The sequence below is a fragment of the Amycolatopsis sp. NPDC005003 genome, assembly GCF_053600695.1.
Genome location: NZ_JBSGAI010000014.1, coordinates 93,805 through 109,417, shown reverse-complemented (window position 1 = coordinate 109,417; position 15,613 = coordinate 93,805). Strand labels below are relative to the sequence as shown.

The window sequence follows — 15,613 nt, the reverse complement described above, 5'->3', positions numbered from 1 at the left end:
CAGCTCACGCGACTCGCCGTGGACCGGCGCGCCGGAGCGGCGCAGACTCGACAGAACCGGACCCGGTGTGGGCGCGTGAGCAGGAGGCAGGCGTTGGACAGATCCCTGGCGGTGGAGCGGCTCCTGCGTGACGTACCACCGCACGACCTGCCCGGCGCCCTGCGCTCGGGGCTGGGCGAGCACTTCGGCACCCTGGCGGTCGAGCTGCTGATGGCCGACTACGCGCTGACCGAACTGTGCCGGGTGGGTGAGCAGCCCTACACGACGGAGCCGATCCCGGTCGACGGCACGACCCCGGGCGCGGCGTTCCTCGCGCAGGCGGCGACGTTCTCCCACGACGGCGACCGCGTCACCGGCTACCTGCCGGTCAGCGTCCGCGGCGACCGGCTCGGCGTCCTGGCCGTCACGTTGCCCCACGAGCCCGAGCCGCAGGTGTGGGCCGAGCTCCAGCGGTTCGCCGAAGCGGCGGCCCACGAGCTGTTCGTCGCCGACCGCGACACCGACCTGTACATCCAGGCGCGGCGGTCTTCGCGGCTGACCCTGGCGGCGGAGATGCAGTGGCAGCTGCTGCCTGGGCGCGCCTGCACCCGGCCCGAATTCGCGCTCGGCGGCCAGCTGGAGCCCGCGTACGCCATCTACGGGGACTGTTTCGACTGGTCGGCGTCCGCCCGGAAACTCGCGGTCACGCTGATCAACGGCATGGGGGAGGGCAGCGAAGCCGCGCTGCTGACGAACCTGGCGGTGAACGCGCTGCGCAACGCCCGGCGCGCCGGGATCCCGCTCGACGCGCAGGCCGAGCTCGCCGATCAGGCGCTGTACGCGCACTACCGCGGCGCCGAGCACGTGGCCGCGTTGCTGCTGGAGTTCGATCTGGCCACCGGCGCGGTGACGGTGGTCGACGCCGGTTCGCCGCGGCTGTGGCGGCTGCGGGACGGGAAGGCCGAGCGGGTCCTGTTCGACGAGCAGCTCCCGCTGGGCACGTTCGACGGGACGATCTACACGCTCGAAGGATTCCAGGCCGCCGACGGCGACCGGTTCGTCTTCGTGAGCGACGGGGTGTACAACGCGCTCGGCCCGCACGGGGAGCGTTATGGCGACCGGGAGCTCGCCGAGGCGGTGACGGCGACGGCGGACCTGCCGGCGGCGCACGTGCCGGGCGCGGTGCTGCGGGAGCTGTCGACCCGGCGGCACGGCAGCCAGGCCGAAGACGACGCGATGGTGGTGTGCCTGGACTGGTTCGGGTCGACGCCGTTGTCCGGCACGGGGAACGAGCCGGCGGTGACGGTGCGGCGGGCCGACGGGGCGCAGTAGCTTCGGGCCGCGCGGCCCGAAACCAGCCGCCTCCGGCTCGCTCGGGGTCGCAGGCGGCTGGGTGCTGCCGGCCGGGGATCGGGTCAGGCAGCCGCGATGGCGTGCGGGGGAGAGGCGGCCGGCGGTTTCCGCTCCTGAGGTGCCGTGCGTCCCGCGGCGACGACCGCCGCGAGCACTTCGTCCGCGTCGATGCCCGGCTCCCACAGCTCGCAGCCGACCACGTGGGCCAGGCGGCGCCGCCGGTGTTGCGGGGTGTCCGTGAGGGCGACCTCGGTCGGGCGGCCCTTCTTGACCGCGTGGACCGCCCGGGTCACGAGGACCGCCTCCTGGCGGGTGGTGCCGAGGTCCGCGGCCGCGGCGAAGATCCGCTCCGCCGCGGCGTGGGCCCGCTCGTTCATCAGGCCTGGATTTCCTTGCGGCCGGCCCGGTCGCCGCCGATCTCGATGCGGCGGGGCTTGGCCTTCTCGGCGACCGGGATGCGCAGCGTCAGCACGCCCGCTTCGTAGTCTGCGGCGATGTGGTCGGTGTCGAGGCTCTCGCCGAGGAACAGCTGGCGGGAGAAGACACCCAGCGGCCGTTCGGAAACGTGCATCTCGACGTCGTCGCCGCCCTGGAGCGGGCGGCGCTCCGCCTTGACCGTCAGGACGTTGCGCTCGATGTCGAGGTCGATGGCGTCCGGGGCGACGCCGGGCAGGTCGAAGCAGACCACGAACTCGTCGCCGGCGCGGTAGGCGTCCATCGGCATCGCCGCCGGCTTCGACCAGGTTCCGGCGGTGCCGAGGACCTGCTGGGTGAGACGGTCCAGCTCACGGAACGGGTCGGTGCGCATCAACATCGGTGTCCTCCTTCTGACTTCGACGGTGGGTGTCAACACGCACCACTGTTCTAGCATGTCATCAAAACGATGACAAGTGGGAAGTCATCATCAAGATGACAGTGTGAGCCGTGAGCCACCGGGAACACGGGACGGGAGAGCCGAAACCCCGTACCGGAGGAGCCACCCGTGTCCGAGCAGCCCGCCCAGCAGCAGACCCCGCCCGGGACGACCGCCGCGATGACACCGCGGCCCGACCACGGCGAGCACACCTACCGCGGCTCCGGCAAGCTGACCGGCAAGGCGGCGCTGATCACCGGAGCGGACAGCGGCATCGGCCGCGCGGTGGCCATCGCGTACGCGCGGGAAGGCGCCGACGTGCTGATCTCCTACCTGGACGAGCACGAAGACGCCGAAGAGACGCGCCGCTGGGTCGAAGAAGCCGGGCGCAAGGCCGTCGTCGTGCCCGGGGACGTCGCCGACCCGGCGCACTGCCGGGCCCTGGTCGCCCGGGCCGTGGACGAGTTCGGCCGGATCGACGTGCTGGTCAACAACGCCGCCTTCCAGATGAGCCACGAAAGCCTGGAAGAGATCCCGGACGAGGAGTGGGATCACACGATCGCCACGAACCTGAGTGCGTTCTTCCACCTCGCCAAGGCGGCGGTGCCGCACATGAAGCCGGGGGCGTCGATCATCGGCAGCTCGTCGGTGAACTCCGACAACCCGACGCCGCAGCTGCTGCCCTACGACGTGACGAAGGCGGGCATCGCGAACATGTGCGCCGCGCTGGCGCAGCTGCTGGGACCGAAGGGGATCCGGGCCAACAGCGTCGCGCCCGGGCCGATCTGGACGCCGCTGATCCCGTCGACCATGCCGGAGGAGGCGGTGAAGTCCTTCGGTGAGCAGGTGCCGCTGGGTCGCGCCGGGCAGCCGGCCGAGCTGGCGCCGGTGTACGTGCTGCTGGCCTCCGACGACGGCAGTTACGTGTCCGGGGCCCGCGTCGCGGTGACGGGTGGGACACCGATTCTCTGAGGCCGCCGGGAAGGCCGCCGGAGCCGGGGAGTTCCGGCGGTCAGCCCCGGTCCAGGTGCAGGCAGACGGCGAGGTTGCCGGCGACGCACGCCGCGAACAACCACGGCAGCGCCAGGAAGATCCCGGCGGCCAGCAACGCCAGCGCGACGGCGTCCAGGCCCAGGCACAGCAGCAGCCGCCCTCGGTTGCCCGGCCTAAGTCCTCGCTCGATCCCGCGCAGCCGCCGCCGCTCCCACGCCCGCAGCGGCGGCCCCGGGTCAGCGGCCGCGGGGATCATCGCTGTCGCCCTGGTCGTCGGGCTGGATGGCACCCGCGGCGACCTCGGACGGCGACGGCTTGTCGCCGGGGTGCCCGTGGGTGATGTGGCCTTCGGCGCGCATCCGCTCGACCATGTGCGGGTAGTGCAGCTCGAACGCGGGGCGCTCCGAGCGGATGCGGGGCAGTTCGAGGAAGTTGTGCCGGGGCGGCGGGCTGGTGGTGGCCCATTCGAGGGAGTTGCCGTAGCCCCACGGGTCGTCGACGGCGACGGGTTCGCCGTAGCGGTAGCTCTTGAAGACGTTCCAGATGAACGGCAGCACCGACAGTCCCAGCACGAACGCGCCGATCGTGGACACCGTGTGCATCCAGGTGAAGTTGTCGCTGGAGAGGTAGTCGGCGTAGCGGCGCGGCATGCCGGCGTCGCCGAGCCAGTGCTGGATGAGGAACGTGGTGTGGAAGCCGAGGAACGTCGTCCAGAAATGCCACTTCGCCAGGCCTTCGTCGAGCATCCGGCCGGTGATCTTCGGGAACCAGAAGTAGATCCCGGCGAAGGTCGCGAAGACGATGGTGCCGAAGAGGACGTAGTGGAAGTGGGCGACGACGAAGTAGCTGTCGTGGACGTGGAAGTCCAGCGGCGGCGAGGCGAGGATGACCCCGGTCAGGCCGCCGAGCAGGAAGGTCACCATGAAGCCGACCGACCACAGCATCGGTGACTCGAAGGTCAGCTGCCCCTTCCACATGGTGCCGATCCAGTTGAAGAACTTGATCCCGGTCGGCACCGCGATGAGGAACGTCATGATGGAGAAGAAGGGGAGCAGCACGGCGCCGGTGGCGAACATGTGGTGCGCCCACACGACCGCCGAAAGCCCGGTGATCCCGATCGTCGCGAACACCATCAGCTTGTAGCCGAACAGCGGTTTCCGGCTGAACACCGGCACGATCTCGGTGACGATCCCGAAGTAGGGCAGGGCGACGACGTAGACCTCGGGGTGGCCGAAGAACCAGAAGAGGTGCTGCCAGAGGATGGCGCCGCCGTTTTCGGGGTCGAAGACGTGGGCGCCGAGGTGCCGGTCGGCCAGGAGGGCGAACAGGGCGGCGGTGAGGATGGGGAAGGCGAGCAGGATCAGCACCGAGGTGAACAGGATGTTCCAGGTGAAGATCGGCATGCGCCACATCAGCATGCCGGGGCAGCGCAGGCAGACCACGGTGGTGATCATGTTGACGGCGCCGAGGATGGTGCCGAGGCCGGTGACGATGAGGCCGGAGATCCACAGGTCGCCGCCGACGCCGGGGGAGTGGATGGCGTTGGACAGCGGGGTGTAGGCGGTCCAGCCGAAGTCGGGCGGGCCGCCGGGGGTGGCGTAGGCGGAGAGCACGATCGTGCCGCCGAAGAGGTAGAGCCAGTAGGAGAACGCGTTGAGCCGGGGGAAGGCCACGTCCGGCGAGCCGATCTGCAGGGGCAGGACGAAGTTGGCGAACCCGAACAGGTTCGGGGTGGCGTAGAGCAGCAGCATGATCGTGCCGTGCATGGTGAACAGCTGGTTGTACTGCTCCGGGGAGAGGAACTGCAGGCCGGGCCGGGCGAGCTCGCCGCGCATCAGCAGCGCGGTCAGGCCGCCGATGAGGAAGAACGCGAACGACGTTGTCAGGTAGAGCACACCGATGGTCTTGTGGTCGGTGGTGCGGATGGTTTTGAGGATCGTCCCACCGCGCGCACCCCGCCACACCGGGCGGTGGGGGATCGGGGCCGGGCGCGTCACCGTGTCGGTCATCGGGCTCCACCTGCTCCCGTCGGGGATGGCTGTTCCCGCGCGCGTACCCAGGCCCGGGGGCCGCTACACGCGCGGCTCCCGGGATCATCCGAACGGCGGCCCTTCGCAACCGGAGCGAGACCCGGATCGGGGATTGGTACCGGTCCGGCCGGGTATGTCGTGCGGCGTCACCGGCCGAAAGGAACCGAAATGTCCACCGCCACCCATCCCCGGACCCGGACACCCGTGCAGGTCGCCGCCGCGGTCGTTGCGGTCGTCTTCCTGCTGGTCGGCGTGCTCGGCTTCGTTCCGGGTATCACGACCGGCTACGACCGGCTGAGCTTCGCCGGCCACGACTCGATGGCCATGCTGCTGGGCGTGTTCATGGTCTCCGTGCTGCACAACATCGTCCACCTGCTGTTCGGCGTCGCCGGCCTCGCCTCGGCCCGCACCCCGCGCGGCGCCCGGCTGTTCCTCATCGCCGGGGGTGCCGTCTACCTGGTGCTCTGGCTCTACGGGCTGCTGATCGACCACGGCAGCGACGCGAACTTCGTGCCCGTCAACACCGCCGACAACTGGCTGCACCTGGGCCTGGGCGTCGGCATGATCGCCCTCGGCCTGCTGACGGCCCGCGCGGGCCGCACCGGTCCGGGGCCGCACGCCGCCCGGGGTCCCGGCCTCGGCTGACCACCGCGGACCGCGGCCGGGTCGCCGTCGCGACCCGGCCGCGGCGCGTCAGCCGTCCTGCTCCTTGGTGCGCATCAGCACGGTCAGCGACCGGCCGCCGACCACCAGCGTTGCCGCGCCCGGCACCGTGCGCGGGGTGGCCGGCCGGTCGCCCGCCACGCCGCCGACCAGCACGCCGCCGACCGACCGGTGGAACACCTCGCCCGTCGCGGAGTCGAGCACGATCGCCCACTCCGCGCCGTAACCGCCGTCGGGGATCGTCATCGTGATGTCGTCGTCGTGGGCGTTGAAGCAGAGCAGGAACGAGTCGTCCACCACGCGCTCGCCGCGGGCGTCGAGGTCGGGGATCGCCGTGCCGTTGAGGAAGACCATGATGCTGCGGCCGAAGCCCGCCTCCCAGTCCTGGTCGGTCATCTCGTCGCCGGCCGGGGTGAACCACGCGATGTCGCGCAGTTCGTCGCCGCGGCGGATCGGCCGGCCGGCGAAGAACCGGCGGCGGCGGAACACCGGGTGCCGATGGCGGAGGCTGACCACCCCCGAGGTGAACTCGAACAGCTCGCGGTTGCGCTCCAGCAGCGACCAGTCCACCCAGGACAGCTCGTTGTCCTGGCAGTAGGCGTTGTTGTTGCCCTGCTGGGTGCGGCCGAGCTCGTCGCCGTGCAGGATCATCGGCACGCCCTGGGACAGCAGCAGCGTGGCGATCAGGTTCCGGCGCTGGCGGGCCCGCAGGTCGAGCACCTTCTCGTCCTCGGTCGGGCCCTCCGCGCCGCAGTTCCACGACCGGTTGTCGTCGGCGCCGTCGCGGCCGTCCTCGCCGTTGGCCTCGTTGTGCTTTTCGTTGTAGGACACCAGGTCGGTCAGGGTGAAGCCGTCGTGCGCGGTGACGAAGTTGATCGACGCGAACGGGCGGCGGCCGTCGCTCTGGTAGAGGTCCGACGAGCCGGTGATCCGGGAGGCGAACTCGCCCAGCGTGGCCGGTTCACCGCGCCAGAAGTCGCGGACGGTGTCCCGGTAGGCGCCGTTCCACTCGGTCCACAGCGGCGGGAAGTTGCCCACCTGGTAGCCGCCCGGGCCGACATCCCAGGGCTCGGCGATCAGCTTCACCTGGCTCACCACCGGGTCCTGCTGCACCAGGTCGAAGAAGGTGGCCAGCCGGTCGACGTCGTAGAACTCCCGGGCGAGCGTCGCGGCGAGGTCGAACCGGAAGCCGTCGACGTGCATCTCGGTCACCCAGTACCGCAGCGAGTCCATGATGAGCTGCAGGGTGTGCGGCTGGCGCACGTTGAGCGAGTTGCCGGTGCCGGTGTAGTCCATGTAGTACTGCGGGTCGTTCTCGACCAGCCGGTAGTAGGCCTGGTTGTCGATGCCGCGCATGGACAGCGTCGGCCCGAGGTGGTTGCCCTCGGCGGTGTGGTTGTAGACGACGTCGAGGATGACCTCGATCCCCGCCTCGTGCAGCGTCCGCACCATCGCCTTGAACTCGTGCACCTCGCTGCCCGGGGTGGCCGGCAGGATCGACGCGGCGTATTCGTTGTGCGGCGCGAAGTAGGCGATCGTGTTGTAGCCCCAGTAGTTGGCCAGGCCGCGCTCGATGAGGGCGTGGTCGTGCAGGAACTGGTGGACCGGCATCAGCTCGACGGCGGTGACGCCGAGGGTCTTGAGGTACTCGACCATCACCGGGTGCGCCAGCCCGGAGTAGGTCCCCCGCAGCTCCTCCGGGATGTCCGGGTGCAGCTGCGTCAGCCCGCGGACGTGGGCTTCGTAGACGACGGTCTCGTTGTACGGCACCTTCGGCGGCCGGTCGTTGGCCCAGTCGAAGTACGGGTTGACGACCACCGCGCGGACGGTGTGCGCCGCCGAGTCGTCGTCGTTGCGCTCCTCGGGACGGCCGAACCGGTAGCCGAACACCGATTCGTCCCAGTCCACCCGGCCGGTGACGGCCTTCGCATACGGGTCCAGCAGCAGCTTGGCGGGGTTGCACCGCAGCCCGCCGGCGGGGTCGTGCGGCCCATGGACCCGGAAGCCGTACTCCTGGCCGGGGCCGACGCCGGTCAGGTAACCGTGGTGGACGAAGCCGTCGACCTCCGGCAGCCGGATCCGGGTCTCGGTTCCGTCCGGGTCGAACAGGCACAGGTCGACGTGGTCGGCGACCTCGGAGAAGAGCGCGAAATTGGTACCGACGCCGTCGTAATCGGCTCCGAGCGGGTAAGGGGAACCGGGCCAAGGCTGCACTGGGCCTCCACAGGTGCGAGGGATCTCCGCCCGGAGTACCCCGCCGGGCGCACCCGGACACCGTGACGTCGCCCTCCTCACCCGGACGGCCGTCCGGGCGGGGCCGCCGCCGGGCGGCGGCCCCGGACCGGCCTCAGGTGAGCTTGTTCTTGACCTCCTTGGCCTTGCCCTTGGCGGTGCCCTTGGCGTCCTGCAGCGGGGCGTAGGTCCCGAAGAGCGCCGGGTCGGGCTTCGGGGCGGTGCCCGGGCCGCCGAGGGGTTCCGGGTCCATCAGGTACTCGATGCCGGCGTCGGTGGTCCAGCTGGTGCCCTTGGCGCCGTCGGGGCCGTCGGAGAGGTGCCAGATGGTGTGGTTGTGGGTCTGGTCTTCTTCGTCGAGCAGGGCGTTCGGGGCGATGTCGCCTTCGAGGCCGTCGGCTTTGAGTTCTTCGATGGCGGCGAGCCATTGTTTCTGGTGGACGGTGTCGCGGGCGAGGTTGAACTGGAGCATGGCCTTGACGCCGGGGTCGTCGGTCATGTTGTAGAGGCGCGCGGTTTGCAGGCGGCCCTGTGCTTCGGCGGCGGCGTTGGCGCGGAAGTCGGCCAGGAGGTTGCCGGAGGCGACGATGTACTTGCCGTTCCAGGGGTAGCCGTTGCTGTCGGCCGGGAGGGCGCCGCCGCCGGCGACGATGGCCTGCTGGACGTCCATGCCGCCGATCGTCGCGGCCATCACCGGGTCCTTGACGGCTTCGGCGGTGACGGTGGAGGGGGCGCCTTCGAGCAGGCGGGCGACCATCGTGGCGAGCATTTCGACGTGCCCGATTTCTTCGGTCGCGGTGTCCATGATCAGGTCTTTGTACTTGCCTTCGATGCGGCAGTTCCAGCCCTGGAACAGGTACTGCATGGTCACGGTCATCTCACCGAACGCGCCGCCGATGAGTTCTTGGAGCTTGCGGGCGTAGACGGCGTCCGGCTTTTCCGGCTTGGCTTCGAACTGGAGCAGTTTCGTGTGACGGAACACGGTGTTCCCTCCGTCGTCCGGGTGGTGGGTCGGACGGGGCTTTCCCGGTTAGCGGAGGGTTAACCACGGCGATCGCGAAGCGTTCGCCGGGAGGGGACGAGGGATCGACAACGCTACGGTCGCTGTGGTAGTTGAACGCGGAACGTTCGAAGGCGAGTGGAGCGAATACGTGACCGATCACCAGGAGCGGGTGCCGACCTGCCGGCGGTACCAGTGCGACGAGCCGGCCCTCTGGCGGAGGATGTGCGCGGCTCACTGGGCTCGCTGGCAGAACGGGACCGACCCGCTCGACCAGCCCGGTGACGACGGCCAGTCCCCCGAAGCCCGGGTGTGGCAGCCGCCGTTGCGGGAGACCAGCGTGTCGCGGCGGAAGCCGCCCGGCCGCCCGCTGTGAGACGGCCGGGCGGCTTCCGCGGCGGATTCAGAGCGAGCTGACGACCTCGGCCACGGTCACGCCGATCGGCGTGCTGGGGCGGCCGGTCAGGGTGCGCAGGTCGGCCGTGGTCTCGGCGAGCAGGCCGTCCTTGATGTCGCCGTCGATCGCCACGATGAAGCCGATGAGCGGCTCCGGCAGGCCGGCCTGGGCGAGGACCTTGGCGTGCTCGTCGGCCGGCAGGTCGACGTAGCTGATCTCGCGGCCGGTGGCCTTGCCGATCTCGGCGGCGAGGTCCGCGTTCGTCCAGGTGACGTCGCCGGCGAGCTCGTAGATCTTGCCTTCGTGGCCTTCACCGGTCAGCACCGCGACCGCGGCGGCGGCGTAGTCGGCCCGCGTGGCGCTGGCGACGCGGCCGTCACCGGCGCTGCCCACGAAGCTGCCGGTCTGGGCGGCCTGCTTGATCGTGTCGGCGTAGTTCTCGTTGTACCAGTTGTTGCGCAGGATGGTGGCGGCCAGGCCGGAAGCCTCGATCAGTTCCTCGGTCGCCTTGTGCTCCGGGGCCACGGCGAGCTTCGACGTCGTCGCCTTCGAGGCGCTGGTGTAGACGAGGTGCCGGACGCCGGCCTGCTTCGCCGCTTCGATGACCGCTTGGTGCTGGGCGACGCGCTGGCCGACCTCGCTGCTGGAGACCAGCAGCACCTTGTCGGCTCCCTTGAACGCGGTGACCAGGCTGCCGGGGTCGGTGTAGTCCGCGTGGCGGACGTCGACGCCGCGTTCGGCCAGGCCGGCGGCCTTCTCCGGGGTGCGGACCGCGGCGACGACCTGGTCGGCGGGGAGCTTCTCGAGCAGGCCTTCGACGACGAGCTTGCCGAGGTGGCCGGTGGCACCGGTGACGACGATCATGCGGACTCCTTGAAGGTTCAAGTACCTGGTGACTGCGAGCATGTACTAACTTTTAGAAAGTACCAACTCATTGTTAGTGCCGTCACATCCATCGTGCAAACTCTTGGGTAGTATCAAGGGATGGACGGACAACGAGGCGACGGCGTGACCGACGCCGAGCACGAGGCGCTGGTCGCCGACGTGTTCAGTACCGCGTGCGCCTCCCGGGCCGTGCTGGAGCACGTCACCGGCCGGTGGGGGGTGCTCGCCCTCGTCGCGCTCAACGACGGTGTGTTCCGGTTCAACGCCCTGCGCCGCCGGGTGCAGGGGGTCAGCGAGAAGATGCTCGCCCAGACGCTGCAGGCGCTCGAGCGCGACGGCTTCGTGCACCGGGAAGCGCGTCCGACGATCCCGCCGCACGTGGAGTACAGCCTGACGCCCGCCGGGCGGGAAGTCGCCCAGCGGCTGCTGGGGTTGATCGAGGTGCTCGAGGCCGCCGTGCCCGGCGTGCTGGCCGCGCAAGCCCGTTACGACGCGGCGAAGACCGCGAGCGCCTGACGCCTGTCCGGCCTGCCGGCGGAAACCCTTGCGGGGCAAGGCGATCTCGAAAGCGTCGAAATTCCCCGGCCGCGGTGAACGGGCCGTTGCGCTCGCGTTTCGCGGGAGTTATGTTAGCGCTCACAATCGCTCCGCTTGTGCCGTTCCTGCGTGTCGGCGATCGAGGAGGAGGTTGGCACCGTCGCCGGCCCGCGCCCTGTCGAATCGACGATTTCCGTACCCCAGCGGGAGATCACCATGGCACGACAGCCGAGACACGCCCGTTCACGCGCCATCGCGCCGGCCCTGATCGTCGCCGGCACGCTCGTCACCGGCCTCCTCGCCGGCGGTGGCACGTCCCAGGCGGCCACCCAAGGGCCGTGCGACATCTACGCGGCCGGGGGAACGCCCTGTGTGGCCGCGCATTCCACGACCCGCGCCCTATACGGCTCCTACACCGGTCCGCTGTACCAGGTCCGGCGCGCGTCCGACAGCGCCACGCGCGACATCGCACCGCTGGCCGCGGGCGGGGTGGCCAACGCGGCGACCCAGGATGCGTTCTGCGCGGGGACCACCTGCCTGATCACGGTCATCTACGACCAGTCCGGCCGGAACAACCGCCTCACGCAGGCGCCGCCGGGCGGGTTCTCCGGCCCGGCCGCGGGCGGGTACGACAACCTCGCCAACGCCACCGCGGCGCCGATCTCCGTCGGCGGTCACAAGGCCTACGGCGTCTACGTGGCGCCCGGAACCGGGTACCGCAACAACAACACCAACGGCGTCGCGACCGGCGACCAGCCCGAAGGCATGTACGCGATCTTCGACGGCACGCACTACAACGGCGGCTGCTGCTTCGACTACGGCAACGCCGAACGCAACAGCCGCGACAACGGCAACGGCACGATGGAAGCCATCTACTTCGGCAACAACAAGGTCTGGGGCTACGGCGCCGGCAACGGGCCGTGGATCATGGCCGACCTCGAGAACGGCCTGTTCTCCGGCGTGAACCAGCACTACAACGCCAACGACCCGAGCATCGGCCACCGCTTCCTGACCGCCATCGTCAAGGGCGGCCCCAACCACTGGGCCATCCGCGGCGGCAACGCCCAGTCCGGCGGCGTGTCGACCTTCTACGACGGCGTGCGCCCGAACGTCGCGGGCTACAACCCGATGAAGAAGGAAGGGGCCATCATCCTGGGCATCGGCGGCGACAACAGCATCGGCGCCCGCGGCACGTTCTACGAAGGCGTGCTGACGGCCGGGTATCCGTCGGACGCCACCGAAAACGCGGTGCAGGCCAACATCACCGCGGCCGGCTACGCCACGGGTTCCACGGGCACCGGCCTGACCCCGGGTTCGGCCGTGTCGCTGCGTGCCACCACCGCCTGCTGCACCGACCGCTACATCCACCACACCGGATCCACTGTGGACACCGCGGTCGTCGGGTCCGGCAGCTCGGCCATGGAGAAGGGCAACGCGTCCTGGACGGTCCGGGCGGGCCTCGGTAGCGGCTCGTGCGTGTCGTTCGAGTCGAAGAACGTGGCCGGGCAGTACCTGCGGCACTACAACTACCAGCTGTACCTGCAGGCCAACGACGGCAGCGCGCTGTTCGCCCAGGACGCGACCTTCTGCCCGGAGGCCGGCCGCAACGGCCAGGGTGCCTCGCTCAGATCGCTCAACTACGCCGACCGGTACGTCCGCCACTACGGCAACATCCTCTACATCGCCGCCGACGGCGGTCCGAACACCTTCGACAACGCCAACGCCTACAGCGACGACGTGAGCTGGCTCATCAGCCCGCCGTGGGCTTCCTGAGCCGGACGGCCGCCACGCGCCCGGCCTCGGAGGCCGGGCCCGTGGCGGCGCTTTCCCGCACCGGCGGGCGGTCGTAGCCTGAATCCTCGCCGGCACCTCGACGAAAGGACGTCTCGGATGCGTTTCCGTCGAACCGCTGTGGTCCTGGCCGTTTCCGCGTCGCTGCTGGCGCCGGCGGCGGCGGACGCCTCGCCGCCGGGTGGCGCTCCACCGGGTTCGGTGACCCTCACGGAGTCCGCTCTGCAAGGCGTGCACGGCACCGCCCCCGATGTCACCGTCCGCAACGTGCTCACGGTGACCGCCACCGGGACGGCGCTGCGGGTCCGGCTGGGCAACCCGTTCGGCGGCACCGCGATGACCGTGCGCTCGGTGTGGGTCGGGCGGCAGCCGTCGACGGATTCGCCCGCGCTGGTGCCGGGGTCCAACCACCGGGCCACCTTCCACCTCCGGCACGCGGTGACGATCCCGCCGGGCGCGAGCGTGTGGACCGATCCGCTGCCGCTGCCGGTCCGGCGGGGTGATCACGTCGCGGTGAGCGTGTACGCGCCCGGCGCGCCGATCAACGACCACACCTTCCCGCCACCGCAGACCTTCACCCCCGGCTCGTTCACCTCGGCCGGGCCCGGTGACGCCGGCGCCGACGAATCGGGCAGCGCGTACGGGCCGCACCGGCCCGGCGTCCTGTGGTGGGCCGACGCGATCAGCGCCGTCTCGCCGGCCCGCGGGACCATCGTCGCCCTCGGCGACTCGATCACCGACGGCTACAACGCCTTCGGCGGCGGCCCGCGCTGGACCGACGTGCTCGCCGAGCGCATCGGGACGCTCCCGCCGGGCCGCCGGCTGTCCGTGGCGAACGCGGGCATCAGCGGCAACACCGTCAGCGTCCAGCCGAACCCGTACGACCCGACCGGCCAGTGCTGCGGCCCGCCGGCCCCGGTGCGGCTCGACCGGGACGTGCTCTCGCTCCCCGGCGTGCGGTACGTCCTGCTCCTGGAGGGCACGAACGACCTCGGCGGCGGCGACAACGCGCCACCGGCCCCGGCGGCGCAGGTCATCGACGCCATGCGCGGCATCGCCGGGCGGGTGCACGCGACGGGCCGCCGGATCGTCGGTGCGACGGTCCTGCCGATGTGCAACCCGGCCGGGAGCCCCAAGGAGCAGGCCCGGCTCGCGGTCAACGCGTGGATCCGCGCTTCGGGGACGTTCGACGCGGTGCTCGACTTCGACGCCGTGCTGCGCGACCCGGCGGACCCGACGGTGATCCGCGCGGACTGGCGCACCGACTGCTACCACCCCAACGCGGCAGGCGACCGGCTCCTCGGCGATTCGATCGACCTGAAGGTGTTCGCCCGCTGATCCCTCCGGCCGCCGCTACGTGTCGCCGGACGCCGCGGGGCGGCGGCCGGACCCGGGCTTCGGGTCCGGCCGGCCGGGCACCGGTTCCGGGGCGGGGCGCTGCTCCCGGGCCCTCGCCCGGGCCCGGCGGCCGCCGATGACGGTGACGATCAGGTGGTCGATGGGGGACATCGAAACCTCCCGGCGAGTTCGCGGGCCCCCTCCGGGGTCCAAGCTTCCCGTGTCGCGCAAGCTCGAAACCGGCGGGGAACCCGCTCGGCCGGCCACGAGGGGCTTCGGTGGCCAGCGAAAAAGGTTGTCGAACCGGTTCGATCAGCCCCAGGGGTGGGCGGGTCGAAACTCGTATCCCGCGTGATCGAGGCCGGAACTCGCGTGATCAGGGCCGGAACCCGCGTGTTTGGAGCCGTAACTCGCGAGATCCGGCTTCAATCACGCCAGTTCCGGCTTCAGTCACGCGAGATCCGGCTTGTGGTCAGGCGGGGCGGGGGCGGGCACCCGTGCTCGAGCGCAGGGAGATCGGGGGCTCCAGCAGGGCGTGCCTCGGTTGCGCGTCGGCGTCCGCGATCTGGGCCAGCAGCAGGTCCACCGCCAGCCGCCCCAGGTCCACCGCGGGAACGTCGGCCGCCGTGAGCGGGGGGTGGAAGTCTTCCGCGAGGCGCTCCGCGATCACGCCCGTCAGCGAAAAGTCGCGGGGCACCTCGAGGCCGGCCCGGTGCAACGCGCGCTGGACGCCCGGCAGGGCCGCTTCGTTGATCGTCACCGCCGCCGTCACCGAGGGCCACTGCGCCCGGATCTGCTCGAAGCAGGCCAGGCCCGCGGCCGCTTCGTCCGCGCAGCACACCGTGCGCGCCGTCAGGCCGCGCGCCGCCGTGGCGTCGAGGAAGCCGGTCGCCGAGCGCAGCGCGGGACCGTAGCCCGCCGCGACGAGCTCGGCCGAGCGGTTGATCAGCACCACCTCCTCGTGGCCGAGGTCCGCCAGGTGGTGCACGCAGCGCGTGATCAGGGCGCCGTAGTCGACATCCACCCACCAGGACGCCCCCGGGTGCTCGACGTGGCCGATCGTCACGAACGGCAGGCTCGCCTGGCTCAGCCGCTCGACCCGTGGGTCTTCGAGGAGGATCTCCATCAGGATCACGCCGTCGACGCGCCGGCCGGTCACGATGCGCTCGAACGAGCGGTCGTGGTCGCCGCCGCTGGGGGAGAGCAGGACGTCGAGGTCGTGGGCGGCGGCCGCGTCGACGACGCTGCCGACGAAGCCGAGCTGGACGTCGGTCAGCCGGCGGCTGGCCGGCGGCACCACCAGGCCGAGCGTGCGCGTGCGGCCTTCGGCCAGCGCGCGGGCGCTGGCGTTGGGCCGGAAGCCGAGTTCGGCGATGACGTCGTTGATGCGCTGGACGGTGGCCGCCGACACCGGTCGCTTGCCGCTCAGCGCGTACGACACAGTGCTGCGCGAAACGCCCGCACGCCGCGCGATCTCCCCGATGTTCATGCGACTCCTGACGCCGGTGCTCTGAACCGGTTCGATCGTAGTACACGCAGTATTGCGCAGGATGGTCTCCGCG

At 70.9% G+C, this 15,613-nt stretch carries 16 protein-coding genes; 7 read left to right on the top strand and 9 right to left on the bottom strand.

All coding sequences use genetic code 11. The features are described 5' to 3' along the window. Nucleotides 1-93 precede the first annotated feature (93 nt). Nucleotides 94-1,311 (top strand): PP2C family protein-serine/threonine phosphatase, encoded by a 1,218-nt coding sequence (locus tag ACWED2_RS18355; RefSeq protein ID WP_449691673.1) that lies wholly within the window; start codon nt 94-96, stop codon nt 1,309-1,311. Nucleotides 1,312-1,394: 83 nt separating this feature from the next. Here ACWED2_RS18355 and ACWED2_RS18350 read toward each other — a convergent pair whose 3' ends face one another. Together ACWED2_RS18350 and ACWED2_RS18345 are read right to left on the bottom strand one after the other, a co-directional pair. Then, the gene (locus ACWED2_RS18350) at nt 1,395-1,709 is read right to left on the bottom strand and encodes a hypothetical protein (protein ID WP_449691672.1); all 315 of its coding nucleotides are present in this window, start codon (nt 1,707-1,709) and stop codon (nt 1,395-1,397) included. After that, nucleotides 1,709-2,146 (bottom strand): Hsp20/alpha crystallin family protein, encoded by a 438-nt coding sequence (locus ACWED2_RS18345; RefSeq protein WP_449691671.1) that lies wholly within the window; start codon nt 2,144-2,146, stop codon nt 1,709-1,711. The genes ACWED2_RS18350 and ACWED2_RS18345 overlap by 1 nt, the downstream gene beginning before the upstream one ends. Nucleotides 2,147-2,314: 168 nt before the next feature. Between ACWED2_RS18345 and ACWED2_RS18340 the strand changes: the two genes are divergently transcribed. Next, on the top strand, nt 2,315-3,157 hold the full coding sequence (locus ACWED2_RS18340; RefSeq protein WP_449691670.1) for an SDR family oxidoreductase: 843 nt from the start codon (nt 2,315-2,317) through the stop codon (nt 3,155-3,157). A gap of 40 nt (nt 3,158-3,197) precedes the next feature. Here the strand turns inward: ACWED2_RS18340 and ACWED2_RS18335 are convergent, their stop codons facing one another. Together ACWED2_RS18335 and ctaD are read right to left on the bottom strand one after the other, a co-directional pair. Continuing rightward, entirely contained in the window at nt 3,198-3,434 is a 237-nt protein-coding gene (locus tag ACWED2_RS18335) for a hypothetical protein (RefSeq protein WP_449691669.1), read from the bottom strand. Further along, nucleotides 3,415-5,187 (bottom strand): aa3-type cytochrome oxidase subunit I, encoded by a 1,773-nt coding sequence (gene ctaD / locus ACWED2_RS18330; protein WP_449691668.1) that lies wholly within the window; start codon nt 5,185-5,187, stop codon nt 3,415-3,417. The genes ACWED2_RS18335 and ctaD overlap by 20 nt, the downstream gene beginning before the upstream one ends. Before the next feature lie 189 nt (nt 5,188-5,376). Here ctaD and ACWED2_RS18325 point away from each other — a divergent pair, with 189 nt between their 5' ends. Next, entirely contained in the window at nt 5,377-5,853 is a 477-nt protein-coding gene (locus ACWED2_RS18325) for a DUF4383 domain-containing protein (protein ID WP_449691667.1), read from the top strand. Between the two features lie 48 nt (nt 5,854-5,901). Here the strand turns inward: ACWED2_RS18325 and glgX are convergent, their stop codons facing one another. Both glgX and ACWED2_RS18315 read right to left on the bottom strand, forming a co-directional pair. Beyond that, complete coding sequence (gene glgX / locus ACWED2_RS18320) at nt 5,902-8,085, bottom strand: glycogen debranching protein GlgX (RefSeq protein WP_449691666.1); 2,184 nt, start codon at nt 8,083-8,085, stop codon at nt 5,902-5,904. A gap of 133 nt (nt 8,086-8,218) precedes the next feature. Then, nucleotides 8,219-9,085, bottom strand: a complete 867-nt coding sequence (locus ACWED2_RS18315; protein ID WP_449691665.1) for a manganese catalase family protein — start codon at nt 9,083-9,085, stop codon at nt 8,219-8,221. A gap of 169 nt (nt 9,086-9,254) precedes the next feature. Between ACWED2_RS18315 and ACWED2_RS18310 the strand changes: the two genes are divergently transcribed. Beyond that, nucleotides 9,255-9,479: a hypothetical protein gene (locus ACWED2_RS18310; RefSeq protein ID WP_449691664.1), complete on the top strand. Its 225-nt coding sequence runs from the start codon at nt 9,255-9,257 to the stop codon at nt 9,477-9,479. A gap of 27 nt (nt 9,480-9,506) precedes the next feature. On the opposite strand, the gene ACWED2_RS18305 is transcribed toward ACWED2_RS18310, so the two are convergent. Next, nucleotides 9,507-10,364, bottom strand: a complete 858-nt coding sequence (locus ACWED2_RS18305) for an SDR family oxidoreductase (RefSeq protein ID WP_449691663.1) — start codon at nt 10,362-10,364, stop codon at nt 9,507-9,509. Nucleotides 10,365-10,508: 144 nt separating this feature from the next. Here ACWED2_RS18305 and ACWED2_RS18300 point away from each other — a divergent pair, with 144 nt between their 5' ends. From ACWED2_RS18300 to ACWED2_RS18290, 3 genes are all read left to right on the top strand, one after another. After that, nucleotides 10,509-10,901: a winged helix-turn-helix transcriptional regulator gene (locus ACWED2_RS18300; protein WP_449691770.1), complete on the top strand. Its 393-nt coding sequence runs from the start codon at nt 10,509-10,511 to the stop codon at nt 10,899-10,901. Nucleotides 10,902-11,138: 237 nt separating this feature from the next. Next, nucleotides 11,139-12,695 carry an alpha-L-arabinofuranosidase B gene (locus ACWED2_RS18295; RefSeq protein ID WP_449691662.1) on the top strand — a complete coding sequence of 519 codons (1,557 nt, stop codon included), beginning with the start codon at nt 11,139-11,141 and terminating at the stop codon, nt 12,693-12,695. Nucleotides 12,696-12,812: 117 nt separating this feature from the next. Beyond that, entirely contained in the window at nt 12,813-14,051 is a 1,239-nt protein-coding gene (locus ACWED2_RS18290; RefSeq protein ID WP_449691661.1) for a GDSL-type esterase/lipase family protein, read from the top strand. 15 nt (nt 14,052-14,066) lie between these two features. Here the strand turns inward: ACWED2_RS18290 and ACWED2_RS18285 are convergent, their stop codons facing one another. Then, nucleotides 14,067-14,222 (bottom strand): hypothetical protein, encoded by a 156-nt coding sequence (locus ACWED2_RS18285; protein WP_449691660.1) that lies wholly within the window; start codon nt 14,220-14,222, stop codon nt 14,067-14,069. Between the two features lie 301 nt (nt 14,223-14,523). Continuing rightward, nucleotides 14,524-15,540 (bottom strand): LacI family DNA-binding transcriptional regulator, encoded by a 1,017-nt coding sequence (locus ACWED2_RS18280; RefSeq protein WP_449691659.1) that lies wholly within the window; start codon nt 15,538-15,540, stop codon nt 14,524-14,526. Nucleotides 15,541-15,613 lie beyond the last annotated feature (73 nt).

Bases quoted from the DNA above. Each gene is read 5' to 3' on its own strand.
- ACWED2_RS18350 (WP_449691672.1), bottom strand. From the start codon at position 1,709: ATGAACGAGCGGGCCCACGCCGCGGCGGAGCGGATCTTCGCCGCGGCC.
- ACWED2_RS18305 (WP_449691663.1), bottom strand. From the start codon at position 10,364: ATGATCGTCGTCACCGGTGCCACCGGCCACCTCGGCAAGCTCGTCGTC.
- ACWED2_RS18295 (WP_449691662.1), top strand. From the start codon at position 11,139: ATGGCACGACAGCCGAGACACGCCCGTTCACGCGCCATCGCGCCGGCC.
- ACWED2_RS18285 (WP_449691660.1), bottom strand. From the start codon at position 14,222: ATGTCCCCCATCGACCACCTGATCGTCACCGTCATCGGCGGCCGCCGG.
- ACWED2_RS18335 (WP_449691669.1), bottom strand. From the start codon at position 3,434: ATGATCCCCGCGGCCGCTGACCCGGGGCCGCCGCTGCGGGCGTGGGAG.
- ACWED2_RS18325 (WP_449691667.1), top strand. From the start codon at position 5,377: ATGTCCACCGCCACCCATCCCCGGACCCGGACACCCGTGCAGGTCGCC.
- ACWED2_RS18280 (WP_449691659.1), bottom strand. From the start codon at position 15,540: ATGAACATCGGGGAGATCGCGCGGCGTGCGGGCGTTTCGCGCAGCACT.
- ACWED2_RS18290 (WP_449691661.1), top strand. From the start codon at position 12,813: ATGCGTTTCCGTCGAACCGCTGTGGTCCTGGCCGTTTCCGCGTCGCTG.
- ACWED2_RS18345 (WP_449691671.1), bottom strand. From the start codon at position 2,146: ATGTTGATGCGCACCGACCCGTTCCGTGAGCTGGACCGTCTCACCCAG.
- ctaD (WP_449691668.1), bottom strand. From the start codon at position 5,187: ATGACCGACACGGTGACGCGCCCGGCCCCGATCCCCCACCGCCCGGTG.